General features: G+C 67.3%; 15 protein-coding genes. All 15 read right to left on the reverse strand.

Features of this window, described 5'->3' with window-relative positions; translation table 11 throughout:
- Window positions 1-121 precede the first annotated feature (121 nt).
- The gene (locus ABT340_RS31435) at window positions 122-625 is read right to left on the reverse strand and encodes a helix-turn-helix domain-containing protein (protein WP_352014488.1); all 504 of its coding nucleotides are present in this window, start codon (window positions 623-625) and stop codon (window positions 122-124) included.
- Between the two features lie 126 nt (window positions 626-751).
- Window positions 752-1,603, reverse strand: a complete 852-nt coding sequence (locus ABT340_RS31440; protein ID WP_352014489.1) for a helix-turn-helix domain-containing protein — start codon at window positions 1,601-1,603, stop codon at window positions 752-754.
- 42 nt (window positions 1,604-1,645) lie between these two features.
- On the reverse strand, window positions 1,646-2,545 hold the full coding sequence (locus tag ABT340_RS31445) for a transporter substrate-binding domain-containing protein (RefSeq protein WP_352014490.1): 900 nt from the start codon (window positions 2,543-2,545) through the stop codon (window positions 1,646-1,648).
- Between the two features lie 196 nt (window positions 2,546-2,741).
- Complete coding sequence (locus ABT340_RS31450; RefSeq protein ID WP_502992549.1) at window positions 2,742-3,491, reverse strand: amino acid ABC transporter ATP-binding protein; 750 nt, start codon at window positions 3,489-3,491, stop codon at window positions 2,742-2,744.
- 8 nt (window positions 3,492-3,499) lie between these two features.
- Window positions 3,500-4,327 carry an amino acid ABC transporter permease gene (locus ABT340_RS31455; protein WP_352014492.1) on the reverse strand — a complete coding sequence of 276 codons (828 nt, stop codon included), beginning with the start codon at window positions 4,325-4,327 and terminating at the stop codon, window positions 3,500-3,502.
- 177 nt (window positions 4,328-4,504) lie between these two features.
- Entirely contained in the window at window positions 4,505-5,005 is a 501-nt protein-coding gene (locus tag ABT340_RS31460) for an ATP-binding protein (protein ID WP_352014493.1), read from the reverse strand.
- A gap of 35 nt (window positions 5,006-5,040) precedes the next feature.
- A complete protein-coding gene (locus ABT340_RS31465) occupies window positions 5,041-5,322 on the reverse strand; it encodes a hypothetical protein (protein WP_352014494.1) in 282 nt (93 codons plus the stop codon).
- Window positions 5,323-5,831: 509 nt separating this feature from the next.
- A complete protein-coding gene (locus ABT340_RS31470) occupies window positions 5,832-6,377 on the reverse strand; it encodes a hypothetical protein (protein WP_352014495.1) in 546 nt (181 codons plus the stop codon).
- Window positions 6,378-7,240: 863 nt separating this feature from the next.
- A complete protein-coding gene (locus ABT340_RS31475; protein WP_352014496.1) occupies window positions 7,241-7,474 on the reverse strand; it encodes a helix-turn-helix domain-containing protein in 234 nt (77 codons plus the stop codon).
- On the reverse strand, window positions 7,474-8,067 hold the full coding sequence (locus ABT340_RS31480) for a DUF2975 domain-containing protein (RefSeq protein ID WP_352014497.1): 594 nt from the start codon (window positions 8,065-8,067) through the stop codon (window positions 7,474-7,476). Before ABT340_RS31480 ends, ABT340_RS31475 begins: the two co-directional genes overlap by 1 nt.
- A 125-nt stretch (window positions 8,068-8,192) precedes the next feature.
- Window positions 8,193-11,432, reverse strand: a complete 3,240-nt coding sequence (locus ABT340_RS31485; RefSeq protein ID WP_352014498.1) for an ATP-binding protein — start codon at window positions 11,430-11,432, stop codon at window positions 8,193-8,195.
- Window positions 11,429-12,076: a hypothetical protein gene (locus ABT340_RS31490; RefSeq protein WP_352014499.1), complete on the reverse strand. Its 648-nt coding sequence runs from the start codon at window positions 12,074-12,076 to the stop codon at window positions 11,429-11,431. The genes ABT340_RS31485 and ABT340_RS31490 overlap by 4 nt, the downstream gene beginning before the upstream one ends.
- A 4-nt stretch (window positions 12,077-12,080) precedes the next feature.
- Window positions 12,081-13,247 (reverse strand): DUF559 domain-containing protein, encoded by a 1,167-nt coding sequence (locus ABT340_RS31495; RefSeq protein ID WP_352014500.1) that lies wholly within the window; start codon window positions 13,245-13,247, stop codon window positions 12,081-12,083.
- 262 nt (window positions 13,248-13,509) lie between these two features.
- Entirely contained in the window at window positions 13,510-14,820 is a 1,311-nt protein-coding gene (locus ABT340_RS31500; RefSeq protein ID WP_352014501.1) for a M20/M25/M40 family metallo-hydrolase, read from the reverse strand.
- Window positions 14,817-15,554: a GNAT family N-acetyltransferase gene (locus tag ABT340_RS31505; RefSeq protein WP_352014502.1), complete on the reverse strand. Its 738-nt coding sequence runs from the start codon at window positions 15,552-15,554 to the stop codon at window positions 14,817-14,819. The genes ABT340_RS31500 and ABT340_RS31505 overlap by 4 nt, the downstream gene beginning before the upstream one ends.
- Window positions 15,555-15,591: the final 37 nt, after the last annotated feature.

Consider the following 15,591-nt stretch of genomic DNA (forward strand, 5'->3'; position numbering starts at 1 on the left):
ATGGGGACAACGCGCCTTTCGTGACATTGCGCATCGCGCGTCCGCGTGTACAACCGTTTTCCGGGGATCGGGACGCCTCGAAACCGACCTCAACCCTCGGGGTTCGGGACCGGGACCGGCCTCAGGAGGCCTTGAGACCGTGCCGGTAGGCCCGGGGCGAGCAGCCGTACGTCTGCCTGAAGACCCTGCTGAAGTAGGAGGAGTCGGCGAACCCCCACTGCGCGCCCACCTCGCCGACGGCCCTGCCGCCGAGCCGGGGGTCGGACAGGTCCTTCCTGCAACGTTCCAGTCGGCGCTGCCTGATCCAGCGGGCGACCGAGACACCCTGCCGGGCGAACAGCTTGTAGAGGTAGCTGGTGGAGATGTGGTGCGCCGAGGCCACCGACTCCGGTGACAGGCCCGGGTCACCCAGGTTGTCGTCGATGTAGGCACGGATCCTGGGCATCAGGCCGTCACGAGGACCCTCGTTGGGACCGGCTTCGACGAAGCCGGCGGCGGTGTGCCGTACGGCGTCCTTCAACCGTTCGACGGTCGCGGAGTCCGCCGCCAGGTGTCCGGGCAGCCTGAGCACCAGCATCCCGGCGTCCTCGGCGGAGACGTACGTCACCGACATCGTCTCGCCCATCAGGAACCGACGCCCCTGTCCGTCTCGCCGATGTGTCCGCCGGTCGTCACCCCACGAGTCACACGGACCTCCTCAACACTGGGATTTCTCCCACATTAAGGAGGTGTTCACCTGCGGGAACAGGCACTAGGTACGGCCAGGCTGGTACTTTTCCCGGATTTCCTTACGGAAGTCCCCCGGCGTCACCCCGGCCTCCCGCTTGAAGAACCGGCCGAAGTAGGAGGCGTCGTCGAAGGCGAGCGCGCGGGCGATCTGCGCGACCGACAGGTCGCTCTGCACCAGCAGCCGCTTGGCCTCAAGCGTGAGCGCGTCCCTGATCACCTCACCCGGACTGCGTCCCGTCGCCTCCTTGACCGTCTCCGCCAGGTGCCCCGAGGTGACGCCGAGCCGTTCCGCGTAGGCCCGGACGGAACGGACGTCGATCACGTGCTTGGCGACCAGCCGGGTGAAGGCCCGCGCCAGTATCGAGGAGCGCGTGACGGCCCCTCCGCCGTTGCCCGCCTCAAGCAGACGTCCGCTGGTGACCAGCAGGATCTGCAGGTACGACTGGAGCATCGAGGCGAACCCGGCGCCCCGCCCCCGGTACTCCTCGCACATCAGACCCAGCAACCGCGCCATGCCCTCCGCCTCCACGCCGGAAAGGCGCAGTTCGGCACGTTCGCTGAGACCGTGGAAGAAGGGCGGCTCCTCCTGCCACAGCAGGAACTCCTCGGTGAACAGCACCAGCGTGCCCTGCATGGGCACCTCGTACGTCCAGTGGTGGACCTGGCCCGGCGCGATGAAGTACATCGTGTCGGGCCGGATCGGGGACGACCTGAAGTCGACGGTGTGGGTGCCGCTTCCCGCGCTCACGTAGAGGATCTCGTAGAACACGTGACGGTGCGGGAAGGCGGCCCGCGACCACGACCCCATCTCGTCGAAGGTCCCGACGGCGAAGGGCGAGAGCCCCATCGGTACCGGCACCTCGATCTCATGCATCGGCAACATCCGGCTCACCCCCTCTGCGTGTGGAACCCGGCCCTAGGACGTGGCGAGGTTGATTCCGGGCTCGTCGATGGGCTTGAGGCCGTACCCGTCGAGGATCCTGTCGAGCGTGCCGTCCGCCTTGAGCTCCTTCAGCGCGGCCAGCAGGGCGTCGGCGAAGGCCTTGTCCTTCTTCGCGACGAACATGCCGACGTAGGTCGGCGCGAAGCCCTCGGCCACGATCGCCACCGGCGAGCCCTGGCTGATGGCGTACTTGGCGGTCTCGGCGACCAGCACCTCCACGTCCACCCGGCCCGAGCGCAGCGCCAGGTCGGCGTCCTGGGCTGTGGGGAACTCGACCGCCTCCGCGGCGGGCCTGCCACCGTCGGCGCACTTCTTCGAGGCGTCCTTGACCACCTGCACGTCGGTCGTGCCGCGGATCGCGGCGACCTTCTTGCCGCAGACGTCGTCGAGTGACTTGATCGTCGCCGCCTTGTCCTTGCTGGTCACCAGGACCTGCGAGGACTGCATGTAGTCGACGAAGTAGCCGATCTGCTGGCGTTCGAGCGTGTCGGAGATGCCGTCGTCGGCCATGTCGTACCGCCCGCCCGCGACGCCCGGCAGCAGCGCCTCCCAGGCCACGTTCTGGATCTTGTACTCCAGGCCGAGCTTGGCGGCGACCGCCTTGCCGACCTCCGGGGTGATGCCCCCGGTGATGTTGTTGGCCGAGTCGGTCAGCAGGTAGGGCAGGTTCGGCAGGGTCGTGCCGACGTTGATGACCCCCGCCTGCTTGATCCGGTCGGGCACCAGCGCCGCCGCGCCGGACGCCGCCGGGGCCTCCGACGCTCCCGGGGCGGACGCGGCCGAGGACGGGGACGCCTCCGGCGTCGAGGTGCCGCACCCGGCGAGTACGGCCACGGCCGCGATCAGGACACAACCACGGGTGATGACTGACATGTCACTCCTTGCTCTGCGAACTCATGCCGGGCTGTGCTTCGCAGCCCGTGGGGGGGGTGGCTCGGGGACCTTGCTTCGGGCGCCTCGGGCTCCGAGGCTCTTGGGACCCGGGACCCGGGACCCGGGACCCGAGGCTCGGGGCTCGGGGCTCGGGGCTCGGGGCTCGGCGTCGAGGGCTTCGAGGTGTCGCCGGCCCTTACAGGACGCGGGCCAGGAACGACGCCGTCCGCTCCGACGAGGGCGAACGCAGTACCTGCTGTGCCGGGCCCTGCTCCTCGACGACACCGCCGTGGAGGAACACCACGGTGTCCCCCACCTCCTGCGCGAACCCCACCTCGTGCGTGACGACGAGCATGGTCATGCCCTGACCGGCCAGGTCGCGCATGACGCCGAGGACCTCGCCGACCAGTTCGGGGTCGAGCGCGCTCGTCGGCTCGTCGAACAGCAGCACCGACGGGTCCATGGCCAGCGCGCGGGCGATCGCCACCCGCTGCTGCTGGCCGCCGGACAGCTGCGCCGGACGCTTGTCCGCGTGCGCCGCCAGCCCGACCCGTCCCAGCAGGTCACGTGCTCGCCTCTCGACCTCGGACCGGTCCCGCCGCAGGACCGTCACCGGCCCGAGCATGACGTTCTCCAGCGCCGTGAGGTGCGCGAACAGGTTGAACTGCTGGAAGACCATGCCCATCTTGCGGCGCGTCATGGCCAGCCGCTTCGGCGACGACTCGACCAGCCTGCCGTCCTTCGGCTCGTAGCCGACCACTTCCCCGTCCACGGCGACCAGCCCGGCGTCCACGGTCTCCAGGTGGGCGATGCAGCGCAGCAACGTGCTCTTGCCGCCGCCCGACGGGCCGAGGAAGCAGACCACCTCACCGGGGGCCACGTCCAGGTCGATGCCCCGCAGAACCGAGGTCGCACCGTACGACTTGCGCAGACCCCTGACACTCACCGCGCCCTTCACCGCAGCCCCCGCTCAAGGTAGTGCTGGCCGATCGAGGCCAGGCTGACCAGCGCCAGGTACCACAGGGAGGCGACCAGAAGCAGGGCGATGACCTGGTAGTTCTGGCCGTAGATCTGCTGGGCGCGGGTCAGCAGGTCACCACCGCCGATGACCGAGACCATCGAGGTGCCCTTCAGGATGAGGATGAACTGGTTGCCGAGCGCGGGCAGGATCACCCGTACGGCCTGCGGCACCACGATCCGCCGCGACGCCTGTGCCGGGGTCATGCCGATCATGAGCGCGGCGTCCACCTGGCCACGCGGGACGGCCAGGAACCCGCCTCGGATGATCTCCGCCATGTACGCGGCCTCGTGCAGGGCCAGGCCGAACAGCGCCGCGACGAACGGGGTGATCAGCGTGTTGGCCTCGCCGTACCAGCCGAGTGAGGTGCCGGGAATCCCGATGCCGATCCTGGGGAACAGCAGCGCGAGGTTGAACCAGAAGACCAGCTGGACCAGCAGCGGTGTCCCACGGAAGAACCAGACGTACGCCGCGTAGGCCGCGCTGAGCACCGGGTTGTCGGACTGCCGCATCAGGGCCAGCAGCATCCCGAGGACCAGGCCGAACAACAGGGTCGAGACGGTGAGCAGCAGCGTCACCCCGACCCCGCTGAGGATCGGTTCCGCGAACAGATAGGATCCGATCACCGCCCAGTCAAGGTTCGGGCTGGTGACGACCGTCCAGCAAAGCCAGGCGGTCAGCGCGAGCAGTACCGCGCCGAGCCCCCATCGTGACCCCAGGCGCCGCCGCCGTGCGACGGGCATCTTCGAGAGTTCGTCGAGCACGCGACGACCGTAGAACCGCCCCCGACGCCAAAGCTTGACGCTGACTGCACTCTTGTGGGATCTCCCGATACAGATGCCATGTTCGGCTTGATCACCCCTGCCGGGGCCACCTGTGGCCGTACCCGGCGGACCGTGGACCGCGCGAGGTGGCGTTCCTCGCGCGTTCGCCGAGAGCGTTCAGACCTGGGTGGGGTTGGCCCTGGTTATCACCTCTTCTGCGGTCAGGTAGAACTGGCCCGTCGTCAGCCGGGAGACGTCGGTGACCGCGCCACCCTTCGACCTGGCCATCTCCTTGGCCGCCTCGATCTGGGCCGGGGAGTTCAGCAGGCCGTAGAACTGGGTCGCGGCGTTGCCCGGAATCCAGTTGTGCAGCCCCTTGGGCGCCTGGGTGGCGAACACCAGGCCGAGGCCGTACTTGCGGGCCTGGGTGGCCAACGCCAGCGTGCTCCGCGTGCAGGCGGTCGTCCCACCCGAGGGCGCGAAGGTCTGCGCCTCGTCCATCACGAACAGACCGCCGAGCGGACGGTCACCGGCCGGATTCCTCCTGATCCAGGCGAACAGCGCCATCTGCAGCTGGTTCACGAAACTCTGCCGCTGTTCATCCGACGGCAGGCCGACGAAGCTGATCACCGAGGCCCGCGCCCACTCCACTTCACCAATCCGCTCCAGAAGGCTCATGATCCGCCATGAGCGTTCTTCCTGGAGGCTTTTCATCATCCTCCGATGATCAGATTGGAGCCGGTTCTTGGTATTCCGGACAGGTCGTGTCCCGCACCCTCCGGATGCGACCAGACGCTGAAGCCGAGACACACGACGAAACCGCCTTCGCCATCCGGTCCCAACGTCAGACAGTGCACCCTCGATGCCCACACATCCGACACCCCGGCAAACCTCAGCATCTCGTCCGCCGACCGCCGGTCGGCCTCGGCGAGCGTCAGGGACCTATACACCGACTTGAGCTTCACCCCGAGCACCCCGCGGAAGAAGACTTCCACGAAGTCACAGGTGGGGGCTTTGTCCACACTCCGGAGACACAACTCGGAATGGCCGACGCCGTACCGCCACGGACGAAACCTTCGTTCGAGTAACAGTGGCAGGCCAGGCTGACAGCGGGGTGACGGCTCTTGCGCTGTCTCACCGGATTCACGCAAAGGTCGTTCCACGGCCTTCCACCTTCCCTCCTGACAGAAGAACGCCTATACGAGCTGTCGAAACCGTCAGTCCGAGTTCGGTCATGTCAGTATTTCTGGGCCGTCCAGGGTGATCACGGGTATCCATGCCTCGTCCACGTCGTTGGGCCTGCACTCGTCGGCAACCGTCGGTTAGACGGAGGGAAGAAAGGGTCACTCCGCCCGGGTACGGCGCCCCGCGTCATGATGATGGCCTTGAACACGTTCCGTATCTCCTCTCTAACTGTCGGCTCAACTTCCGCCGATCCACGGCGGTACCCCGCGCCAGACAACACTGTCCGGCGCGGGCAGGAATTCAGGCGACCTTTCTTCTTCTAAGGCAAAGACGAAAAAATACCTATCCACGCCTTGAGTCGCGAGTCATAAGTATGACGCGGAATAACATCGCCGATACCGACAACGGGCGAGAGAAGATTCTTCACCAGTCTCAATCGGCGAATTTGGTCGATCTCCAGGCTTTGCCATCGAGCTGCCATGTCACGAGCTTCGTCCACTGACACCGGAAGCTCGCGAAGAAGAAGATCGACAACATGGTCTGGGGCAAGGAGATCGACCTCAGAACGTGGAGCAACACGTCTCAGTAGGGCTGCGGAGATGTTTAACCGGCGTATGACCCCTTCCTCATGGTCGATCGACTTCCTTTTCTCTGCCACACAGAACACGTAGTCTGTGGCTGCGGAACAGACCACCCAGTCCTCCGCGGATAATTCCTCACATTCATCGATAAGCCGCATCGTCAGCAACTCGATGAGGCCTATGCACTGGTTTTGTTCCAATTCTTCCAAAGATAGTCTTCCTGTCGACAGCACAGCTGAAAGCTGTCGCAGATTGAGATCCAAGAGGGCTGCAAACTCACCCATTAGAAGTTAACCTCCGCTGCGGATAATGCGCCGGTCCCGGCCTGAAGGCTTCCCCGTGAAGGCTGGGATTGGCCGCTTTGATTGTTGATGCCCAGGCCGAAGTATCCACTTCCCGAAGAACCTGCGATATCAGCCTCCCCTGCCGAGCGCACACCCGAAGGACGCCTACGGCCACTTCCGCACCTCTACCGAGAGGACCGGCGAAGATGCCCACGGCGGCCCAGACGCAACTGCTCCCATCGCCTTTGGCGCAGTCAACATAGTCCGCAGCGAAAAGATCGTAGAGCGCGGCTATTTCAGACTTGCCCCAGTTGCACTTCTCGTGCATGATCTTCTGACACTGCTGGAAGTAGGCGTTGATGTCCTCACCGGGTTTGGGGCTGGGAGTCGCCTTCGTCGTGAAGGCCTGCTTTCCCACGGACTTCGGCGGCGACACCGCAGGCGGCGGAGTGGGACTTGAGGTCTTCTTCGGGGCGATGCCGCCGGCGTCTGAGGAGGCCACGTTGAAGTGGCCGTCGAATTCGTAGGCCCCGGTGGAGTTGGCGTTGAACCGGTAGGGGTTGTACTCGTCCTTGCCGGGGTCGGCCGGGTCGGGTCTGTCGACGCCGGTGAAGAGTTTGTCGTCGTTCTTGCCGTAGGCGGTGTAGCCGTAGGTGGCACGGGTGTCGTCGGTCTCCGAGGTCAGGCTCTCGACGTCGGTGTGGGCGTTGTAGCCGTAGTAGGACGGCCTCTCCCCACCGCCGAACCTACGACATCTGGGTTTTCCTCACCTTCAAAGAACTGGGGTCATCCAAATTCGGCCCACCGGAGGCGTTCAACGGCGGGAGGAAGGAGCGCTTCGAGGCGTTGGCGAGTCCTGGCCTTCAGTCTTTTCCACGCCAGGAGAGAAGATCTCCCGGTTGACAGTCCAGCGTCTCGCAGATCTTGGTCAGTGTGCTGAACCTGATCGCCCTGGCGCGGCCGTTCTTGAGGATGGACAGGTTCACGATGGTCACGCCGACGCGTTCCGACAGCTCCGTGAGGGTCATCCCCCGCTCCGCGAGAAGGCGGTCGAGGTGTACGGCTATGCCGTGTTCTTCCATGTCGGCGGGTGACATCAGACCAGGCCTTCGAGGTCCTCACGCATCCGGACGGCGTTCCTCATGACGCGGGTGAGCGTGATGAGACCCAGCCCGGTGAGAACGACCGCCGGTGAGATGTCAGGCAGCCGGAACGTGTAGAAGTAGCCGACGCTGAGCGTGCCGAGCAACTGAGCGTTGGCGAGGTCCTGAACGGTGGGAGCCAGGACGGCACCGACCAGCAGCCACCACCCCAGGGAACGAAGCCCTCGCGCCACATCGAGTGTGTAGACGCCCCGCCTGTCCGCGACGCGGACCATACGCCACACCATGACGAGCGCGCCGACGGCGAGCACGAAGCCGGGGAACGTGGTGAGCGCCTGCCAGATCATCTGCGCCCCGCTGGGGTCGCCCGTGCAGAACCGCGTTCCCGTCGCCATCGTCGACACACCCGAAGTGGCGCGGTCGACGAGAACCTCTCCCGCCTGCAGGCCCGGATCGACGGCGCACGCGGTCTCGCCGTCCAGCCCGAAGAGACTGCCTCTCCCGGAGGCGAGAAGCCCCAAGCCCACCACCGTGACGACGACGAACCACAACAGCCCAAGCGGCGCCGCGCTGGCCAAGGGCTCCAACGAAGGTTTCCTCTCGGACATCTCGCCCCCACTTATCGTTTTTCGATAACCAGGACGATAAGTTATCGAAAAACGATAAGTCAACCGGCCGTCCCGAGGCCACCTCGTGTGGTCGCCGAGGGTGTTCAGGGCTGGGTGGGGTTGGCCCTGGTTATCACCTCTTCGGCGGTCAGGGGGGCCTTGGGATGGTGGGACAGGCAGAGAGGGACCAGGGTTTTGGCGAAGGCGGTTCCCTCGGCCGCCAGGTAGAACTGGCCCGTCGTCAGCCGGGAGACGTCGGTGACCGCGCCGCCCTTCGACCTGGCCATCTCCTTGGCCGCCTCGATCTGGGCCGGGGAGTTCAGCAGGCCGTAGAACTGGGTCGCGGCGTTGCCCGGAATCCAGTTGTGCAGCCCCTTGGGCGCCTGGGTGGCGAACACCAGGCCGAGGCCGTACTTGCGGGCCTGGGTGGCCAACGCCAGCGTGCTCCGCGTGCAGGCGGTCGTCCCACCCGAGGGCGCGAAGGTCTGCGCCTCGTCCATCACGAACAGACCGCCGAGCGGACGGTCACCGGCCGGATTCCTCCTGATCCAGGCGAACAGCGCCATCTGCAGCTGGTTCACGAAACTCTGCCGCTGTTCGTCCGACGGCAGGCCGACGAAGCTGATCACCGAGACCCGTGCCCGCTTCCCCGGGGGCGGGGTGAGCAGCACGCCGGGATCGACCGGCGTCCCCTCCCCGGCGAACAACGGGTCGTTGACCATGGCCGCCATCAACGTCTGCGCCAGTTCGGCCGCGATCTTCCCGGCGTTGGCGAGTTCGCTCACGCCGTACGGCAGCTCCGCGAGCAGGTCGACGAAGCCGGACATGCCCACTCCGCCCCCGCGCCCGTAGTGCACGAGGGCCTCCCTGAGCACGGCCAGCCCGACCTCGGTCTTCGCCGTCTTGGTGGTGAGCTTGGCGCGCGGCGCGAGCGAGGCCACGGCGGCGTCCACGGCGACACCGAACTCGTCCGGGTCGGCCGCGACGCTCGCGAAGTCCGGCAGCGGCTGGAAGCTCAATGGCCGTCCCGCCTTCCGCCGTGGCGTCCAGACGACGACGTCGGTGGCCGCGAGGTACTCGGCCGCCTTCTCCGCGTCACCCGGCCCCCAGCCCTGCGGCGGTTCCGGCCAGCCGTCACCGAGTCGCGCGAGGTCGTTGTTGGGGTCGAGCACGATCGCGGAGACCCCCCGGAGCGCGCACTCCTCGACCAGCCTGCGGATGAGGACGGTCTTCCCCGACCCCGACCCGGCGAAGATCACGGTGTGCTTCCTGAGCGCCTCAAGCTCGACCGAGACGGGCCGGCCGCCGATGACGGTGTTGCCCAATGGCACGTACGGCGGCTGCTCCGTGATCTGTGGGGTCACGGACCGGGAGTCCACGGGCCTGACGGGTTCGGGGGTCACGGCGCCGGTGGGTGTGGGGGTGGGGATCGGTGCGGGCTCCGGCTCGGTCCTGGGGAACGGCTCCGCGATGCCGTTCGAACGCTCGGTTCCTGTCTCGGGGAGCGTGCCGTTCGAACGCTCGGGCTCTCCCTCGGGGAGGGTGTCCCCCAGGGCCTCGCGGAGCAGCTTCACGTCCCGTGCCGGACGCCGTACGGCCAGCCAGGCCCGCAGGTTCGGCGGGTTGTCCGCGTACAGCTGCCGCAGCGCGGCCAGGACCCTGAGGTCCTCCTCGTCGACCGTGAGCACCCGGCCGCCCGCCTTCTCGAACTCGGCGACGGCGGCGATCGTCTTGGGGCCCTGCGTCCAGGCCACGTTGCGCAGCACGAACAGCCGCCTGCGGGAGACCTCGGCGTTCAGCCCGGCCGTGACGGAGGCGGCGCGCAGGCGGCTGAGGGCGGCGATGTGGTGCGTGGCGGCGATGGCCCGGAACGCCCAGTGCTCCTCGTCCTCGGTCTCCTCGTCCAGGGTGCGCCGCAGTCGCGCGTGGAGCGGGGGCTTGCTGCTGGGCGGCGGGTCCACACTGAACTGGGCCCCGGCCTCACCGAGTCCGTCGATCCAGGCCGAAAGCCCGGCCGCGAGCAGGGCGGGCATGACGGCGTCCTCAACGGTGGCGTTCAGGGCGTCGTCCGTGGGCGTCAGCTTCTTGAGATCGGCGAACCGAGCATCGAGCTGCTCGAAGGCGGAGGGCTGGATAATCTGTTTGGGCTGGCGGTCGATGGTCTGCCCGAGGCGCTCAAGCTCTCGTACCTGCTCGTCTGCCAAGCAGGCGTCGATGTGAGCGTCGACCCTCGTTAGAAGCTGTCGCGGGGTGTACTCGCTGGCGTTCTCGAAGACAGTCGGCCGGATCGGCCAGGTCGGGTACGGCGGAACGAAGCCGATCTCCGCGAATCGGGAGGCGAACCGTTTCTCGACCAACTCCTGGGCAGCCTCATCGCTGGGCAGGGGCTTGAGGTCGGGCATCACCTTGAACCGGTCACGCGCAGTGTCCACGGCATATGTCTCGATGAGAGTCCAGGTCTGCTGCAGGCACGAGACGATCGTCAGAGTCCTGTTAGTGGTCTCGCGCAGCGCCATCAGACCGCCGGCCACCTGGTCGATCATGATCAGGTCACGCCAGTCGTGCGCCGCCGTACCTTCGGTGGCAAACGGCGAATGAGCGACGAGTACGTCGATCTGATCGACGGCGATGACGGATGGTCCGGTCAACGCGAGCAGCCGAGAGATGTCCTTGACGATCGCCTGCGGTGTTTTGAACAGTTGTCGAATGCCCCAGGCCTCACGTCCATCCAATCCTTCTTCCTGCAGCCCGCGGAGAAAACCCTCACCCACGTCCTGTGCGGCGTAGTCGGCTCCTGCGTACAGCACAAGGGCGCGCAGGGTATCCCTGGCATCCCTGCCTACATGGGAATTGAGAGTGCGCACCCCTTCCACGAAAGCGTCGAGGCTCTCCCTCGTCACCCCACGGTTCCCAATCACCTCACGGTGCACCCCGCGAGGCATGTTGGTGAGTTCGGACAGCCGCCGCAGCAGGATCTTGAGCTGGCTCTCCCCTTCGGCACCGTTCCTGGACAGGCCGTCGAGCATGGCGGACAGGGCGCTCTCCCAGAAAGCCTGCGCGTCCAGCAGTTGGATCAGGAAGAAGTAACCACCGTCTTGTTGGATCCTCTCGCGAATCCAACCGAGCAGACGAGTTTTGCCTGTGCCCTTCTGCCCGCGCAGAACCAGGCCGATGGGGCTGGTCGCGCCCCCGGTCGCCACATCATCGAGACCGCTGAGGATGGCGCGTTCCACAGTCCGGTTCAGGCCCTCAACGTGGAAGGTGGCGGGATTCCACACGTCCTCCGGCCCCTCGACGTAGTTGCCCTTCAGCCTCCGGAGGGCTTCGAGCTCCGGGGTGCTCACCGGGCCTCGATCGCGATGAGGTGCTTCTCCTGCTCCCCGATGATCACCGCAGCCGCCCTGGCCTCCGGAGTGAGGGTTTTCCTGTTGCTCTCCGGCACGATGCTCACCTCGGGAATGTGGATCATCCCCTTGAGTGCGATGTCCACTTCCTCTCGCGTGGCATTTCCGAGCAGCGGGCGCAGCCGTACCAGGTTGACCCAGGCACCAGGCTTCTCCGCCAACCTCGTATAGGCCGCGCGGATGCGCGTGGTGATGTCCCCATCGGTTTCCACTTCGACGGCAGCCGTCGGAGAGTCTTCCGGAAGGAAGAGGTCAGAGAACTCCCGTCCGGTCCGCGTCAGGATTCCACGGACCAGGGACAACAGAGCGAGACTCATCGCCCCGCCCGCACCGCTGGGCGGAGAAACATCGGATGCGACCGCGAGCTTCAGTTCCTCCCAACCCTTGTCCAGCAGGGTATGAACAAGGGAACGCCCCTGCTTGTGGCTCTCGATGAGCTTGAGGTCGTTCAGCTTCTCGCGGGATTCCTTTCTGAGGACCACGCGGTAGCGCTTCTCCAGGTCAGGGTTGACAATCTTCTCCCCCTCGACCGCCAGAACCATCAAAACCGTGATTTCGGTGAACGAAAGCCCTGAATCAGACATATCTCTATCCTTCGTGCGTGGCGCGGTGGGTGTGGAGAAAGCGCTTCAGTTCTCGGAGTACGGACGGCATATCGGTCAAGACGCGCTCATTGGTGAAACGGATGACCGCGTAACCGTCCTCAATGAGGCGTTCGTCGCGTAGACGGTCCCCAGCGAGCTTCCTCGGCCTGCGATGGTCGCGGCCGTCGAGTTCGACGACGCAGCGTTCGGCCTGCCAGATCAGGTCGACCTTGATGGGGTTGACCAGCGGATGTGGCTGGTAGGTCTGGTTCCAGGCGCGCCCCGCCGCCCAGGTGTGCGCACTGAGCGCCCGCTCCAGAGTCGCCTCGACGGAACTCCCCGGATGCGGACGCCCCGCCACGGCCGAAGACCCCGCCACCGAGGACTCCACAACCGCCGTAGAACCGTTCATGGAGGAACCGGCCAGCGGAGAAGCCGGAGGACCGGCCGCAGAACGCCCCGTGGCCAAGGGAACCGAAGAACCACCCGTAGAAGGAGCCCCGGCAGCCGGGGAACTCGTCCCTGGTGAGGCGGGGCCGTACTCCTGGAGAGATGTCAGCACCGGGACTCGGTCGACCGTGGTCAGGGCGGCTCCGGTGAGGCAGACGCCCAGGTGGCCGCGGTGGGTGAGCCATTCGGCCGCCGCCACCAGCGTCTCCTCCCGGGCGGGCGAGAGTCCCTCGGGGATCGTGGCCAGGACCACGGTGTGCGGGCGGCCGAAGCTCGCGGCGAACGCCATGGCCAGGCCCTCGGCCCGCGTCTCCGGCGGGACGGGCCGGTGGGGAAGGCGCAGGCTCCCGCCCACCAGGGAGCGCGCGGCGAGGTCGCCCAGGAAGGCGGCGAGGTCGCGACGGCCCCGGACCCTCCGTCTGGCCAGTTCGCGTACGGCGGGCAGCGCGAGCCCGCCCGGCCCGGTGATGTCCGCGGCCTCGGGGAGCCAGGCGGGGTAGAGACCGGTGACGGCCTTCTCCAGCGCGTCGAGCACCTCGGCGACCGTCTCCCGTACGGCCGGGCCGCCGCCCATGGTGTGGGGAAACATCGCGGACGCCGTGGTGGTCGTGAAATCGGCCGAGGACGACGGGGCCGAGGTGACCTTCGTGGCGGCCGTGGGATCAGCCCGGCGAATCCAGACGACCCGCCGCGCCGGTGGCTCGTTCCACGATCGCACCATGTCGTTTCCTCCGGGCCGCGGAGTTTCAGCCCGGTGGAGACCGGGTCTTTTCCAGATCTCCCGCCTGTCGTGGTCGTTCTCCGGGAAAACGGTGGACGCCCCGGAGAAACGGGCCTGGTGGTACGTCAACCCGCACGAGCGAAAGATCCAGGGAAAAGACCATAGGGGAATGCCTGGACCCGTGTATAGATTTCCCGGGAAATGCCCTTAAGGCGCTAGTTGGGACCGTACCGGACTCGGGGCGACGAGTCCGGTACGGCGTTCAGCACGCGCGCAGGAAACGGTCGAGAACCCTGGTGCCGAACTCCAGGGCATCGACCGGCACGCGTTCGTCCACCCCGTGGAACAGCGCGGTGAAGTCGAGATCGGGCGGCAGTTTCAGCGGTGAGAAACCGAAGTGCCGCACGCCGAGTCGCTGGAAGGACTTGGCGTCCGTGCCCGCCGACAGCATGTAGGGCAGGAGGCGGGCGCCCGGATCCTCCGCCGTGACGGCCGTGGCCATCGCCTCGACGAGCGCCCCGTCGAAGGTGGTCCGTACCGGGGGCAGGCTGTCCCACTCGCGGATGATGTCCGGGCCGAGGACCTCGGCGAGTTCGGCCTCGAAGGCCTTCTCCCGCCCGGGGAGCATCCGGCCGTCCACGGTCGCCCTGGCCACCGAGGGGACGACGTTGGCCTTGTATCCGGCCTCGAACATCGTGACGTTCGCGGTGTCCCTGAGGGTCGCGCCGATCATCCTGGACAGGTTCCCGAGGCGGGCGACGGCGGCCTCGGGGTCGTCGGGGTCGAAGGGGACGCCGGTCACCTCGGCGACGCCGGTGAGCAGCTCACGCACCGGGTCGGTGAGCACGAGCGGGAAGCGGTGCTGTTCGAGGCGGGTGATCGCGGCGGCCAGCTTCGCCACCGCGTTGTCCCTGTGCAGCATCGACCCGTGCCCCGCCGTACCCCTGGCTGTCAGCCGCAGCCACATGACGCCCTTCTCCGCCGTCTCGACGAGGTAGGCGCGCACGTCGTCGGCGAGGGTGACCGAGAAGCCGCCGACCTCGCTGATCGCCTCGGTCGCGCCCTCGAACAGCTCGGGGCGGTTGTCGACCAGCCAGCGGGCGCCGTAGAAACCGCCGGCCTCCTCGTCGGCGAGGAAGGCGAAGATCAGGTCCCGGGGCGGGACGACGCCGTCGCGTTTGAAGGAGCGCGCGACGGCCAGCGTCATGGCCACCATGTCCTTCATGTCGACCGCGCCGCGTCCCCACACGTAGCCGTCGCGCACCTCCCCGGAGAACGGGTGCACCGACCATTCGGCCGGGTCTGCGGGCACGACGTCGAGGTGGCCGTGGATCAGCAGCGCGCCCCGCGCCGGGTCGGCCCCCGGCAGCCTGGCGATGACGTTCCCCCTGCCCCGGGCGCCGGACTCGACGTAGGTGGTCTCGTAACCGACCTCGGACAGTTTGGCCGCGACGTACTCGGCCGCCGCCCGTTCGGTGCCCGGCGCCGTGGGGTCGCCGGTGTTGGTGGTGTCGATCGCGATGAGTTCACTGGCCAGGGTCACGACCTCGGCGACGGCCGTCTCGACGCTCATGCGACGGGGACGACGGGGATATGGCCGGGGACGCGCACGGCGAGGAACGTCGTCGTACGGCGGAGCCTGAACCCGAGCGACTCGTAGAGGCGGATCGCGTTCGTGTTGCTCGCCGCGGCGTGCATGAACGGCGTCTCGCCCCGGCCGCGGATGCCGTGGGCCACGGCGAGCACGAGCCGGGTCGCCAGCCCCTGCCCCCGGAAGGCCTCGTCGGTGCAGACGGCGCTGATCTCCGTCCAGCCCGGTGGGTGCAGCCGTTCGCCCGCCATCGCGACCAGCGCGCCGTTCCTGCGGACGCCGAGGTAGGTTCCCATCTCGATGGTGCGGGGCAGGAACGGCCCCGGCCTGGTCCGTTCGACGAGTTCGAGCATCTCCGGCACGTCCTTCCTCTCCAGGCGGACCGCCTCCTCGTACGGCGCGGCGCGCACCCCGTCGTCGACCAGCTGGACACCGGCCAGCCGCATCACGACCTCCCACCCGTCGGGTGGTGAGGTTCGTACCCCGTTGAGGGGGACCACCTCACCGGGGCCGACCAGCGTGGCGATGTCCTCCCAGTCGGTGGCGTCGGGCTCCTCGGGGAGCGCGGTGAACGTGGCGACGTCGGCCGGGTAGCGCAGCACGTTGCCGCGCTGTTCGGCGAAGTGGGCGTGCGGTCCGTTCAGGGACGACCTGGCGGGGGCGTCCAGGGGATGCGGCTCACCGGCCGCGTCCCACCCCGAAGGCGCGTTCGACATCCGGCCCTCCATAACCCTTTATTCCTACTTGAATAGA

Source organism: Streptosporangium sp. NPDC000239, assembly GCF_040300765.1.
Taxonomy (GTDB): Bacteria; Actinomycetota; Actinomycetes; order Streptosporangiales; family Streptosporangiaceae; genus Streptosporangium.

Coding starts and splice junctions, on each gene's coding strand:
- ABT340_RS31470 (WP_352014495.1), bottom strand. CDS start 6,377: ATGGGTGAGTTTGCAGCCCTCTTGGATCTCAATCTGCGACAGCTTTCA.
- ABT340_RS31505 (WP_352014502.1), bottom strand. CDS start 15,554: ATGTCGAACGCGCCTTCGGGGTGGGACGCGGCCGGTGAGCCGCATCCC.
- ABT340_RS31490 (WP_352014499.1), bottom strand. CDS start 12,076: ATGTCTGATTCAGGGCTTTCGTTCACCGAAATCACGGTTTTGATGGTT.
- ABT340_RS31500 (WP_352014501.1), bottom strand. CDS start 14,820: ATGAGCGTCGAGACGGCCGTCGCCGAGGTCGTGACCCTGGCCAGTGAA.
- ABT340_RS31475 (WP_352014496.1), bottom strand. CDS start 7,474: ATGTCACCCGCCGACATGGAAGAACACGGCATAGCCGTACACCTCGAC.
- ABT340_RS31440 (WP_352014489.1), bottom strand. CDS start 1,603: ATGCATGAGATCGAGGTGCCGGTACCGATGGGGCTCTCGCCCTTCGCC.
- ABT340_RS31445 (WP_352014490.1), bottom strand. CDS start 2,545: ATGTCAGTCATCACCCGTGGTTGTGTCCTGATCGCGGCCGTGGCCGTA.
- ABT340_RS31460 (WP_352014493.1), bottom strand. CDS start 5,005: ATGAGCCTTCTGGAGCGGATTGGTGAAGTGGAGTGGGCGCGGGCCTCG.
- ABT340_RS31495 (WP_352014500.1), bottom strand. CDS start 13,247: ATGGTGCGATCGTGGAACGAGCCACCGGCGCGGCGGGTCGTCTGGATT.
- ABT340_RS31435 (WP_352014488.1), bottom strand. CDS start 625: ATGGGCGAGACGATGTCGGTGACGTACGTCTCCGCCGAGGACGCCGGG.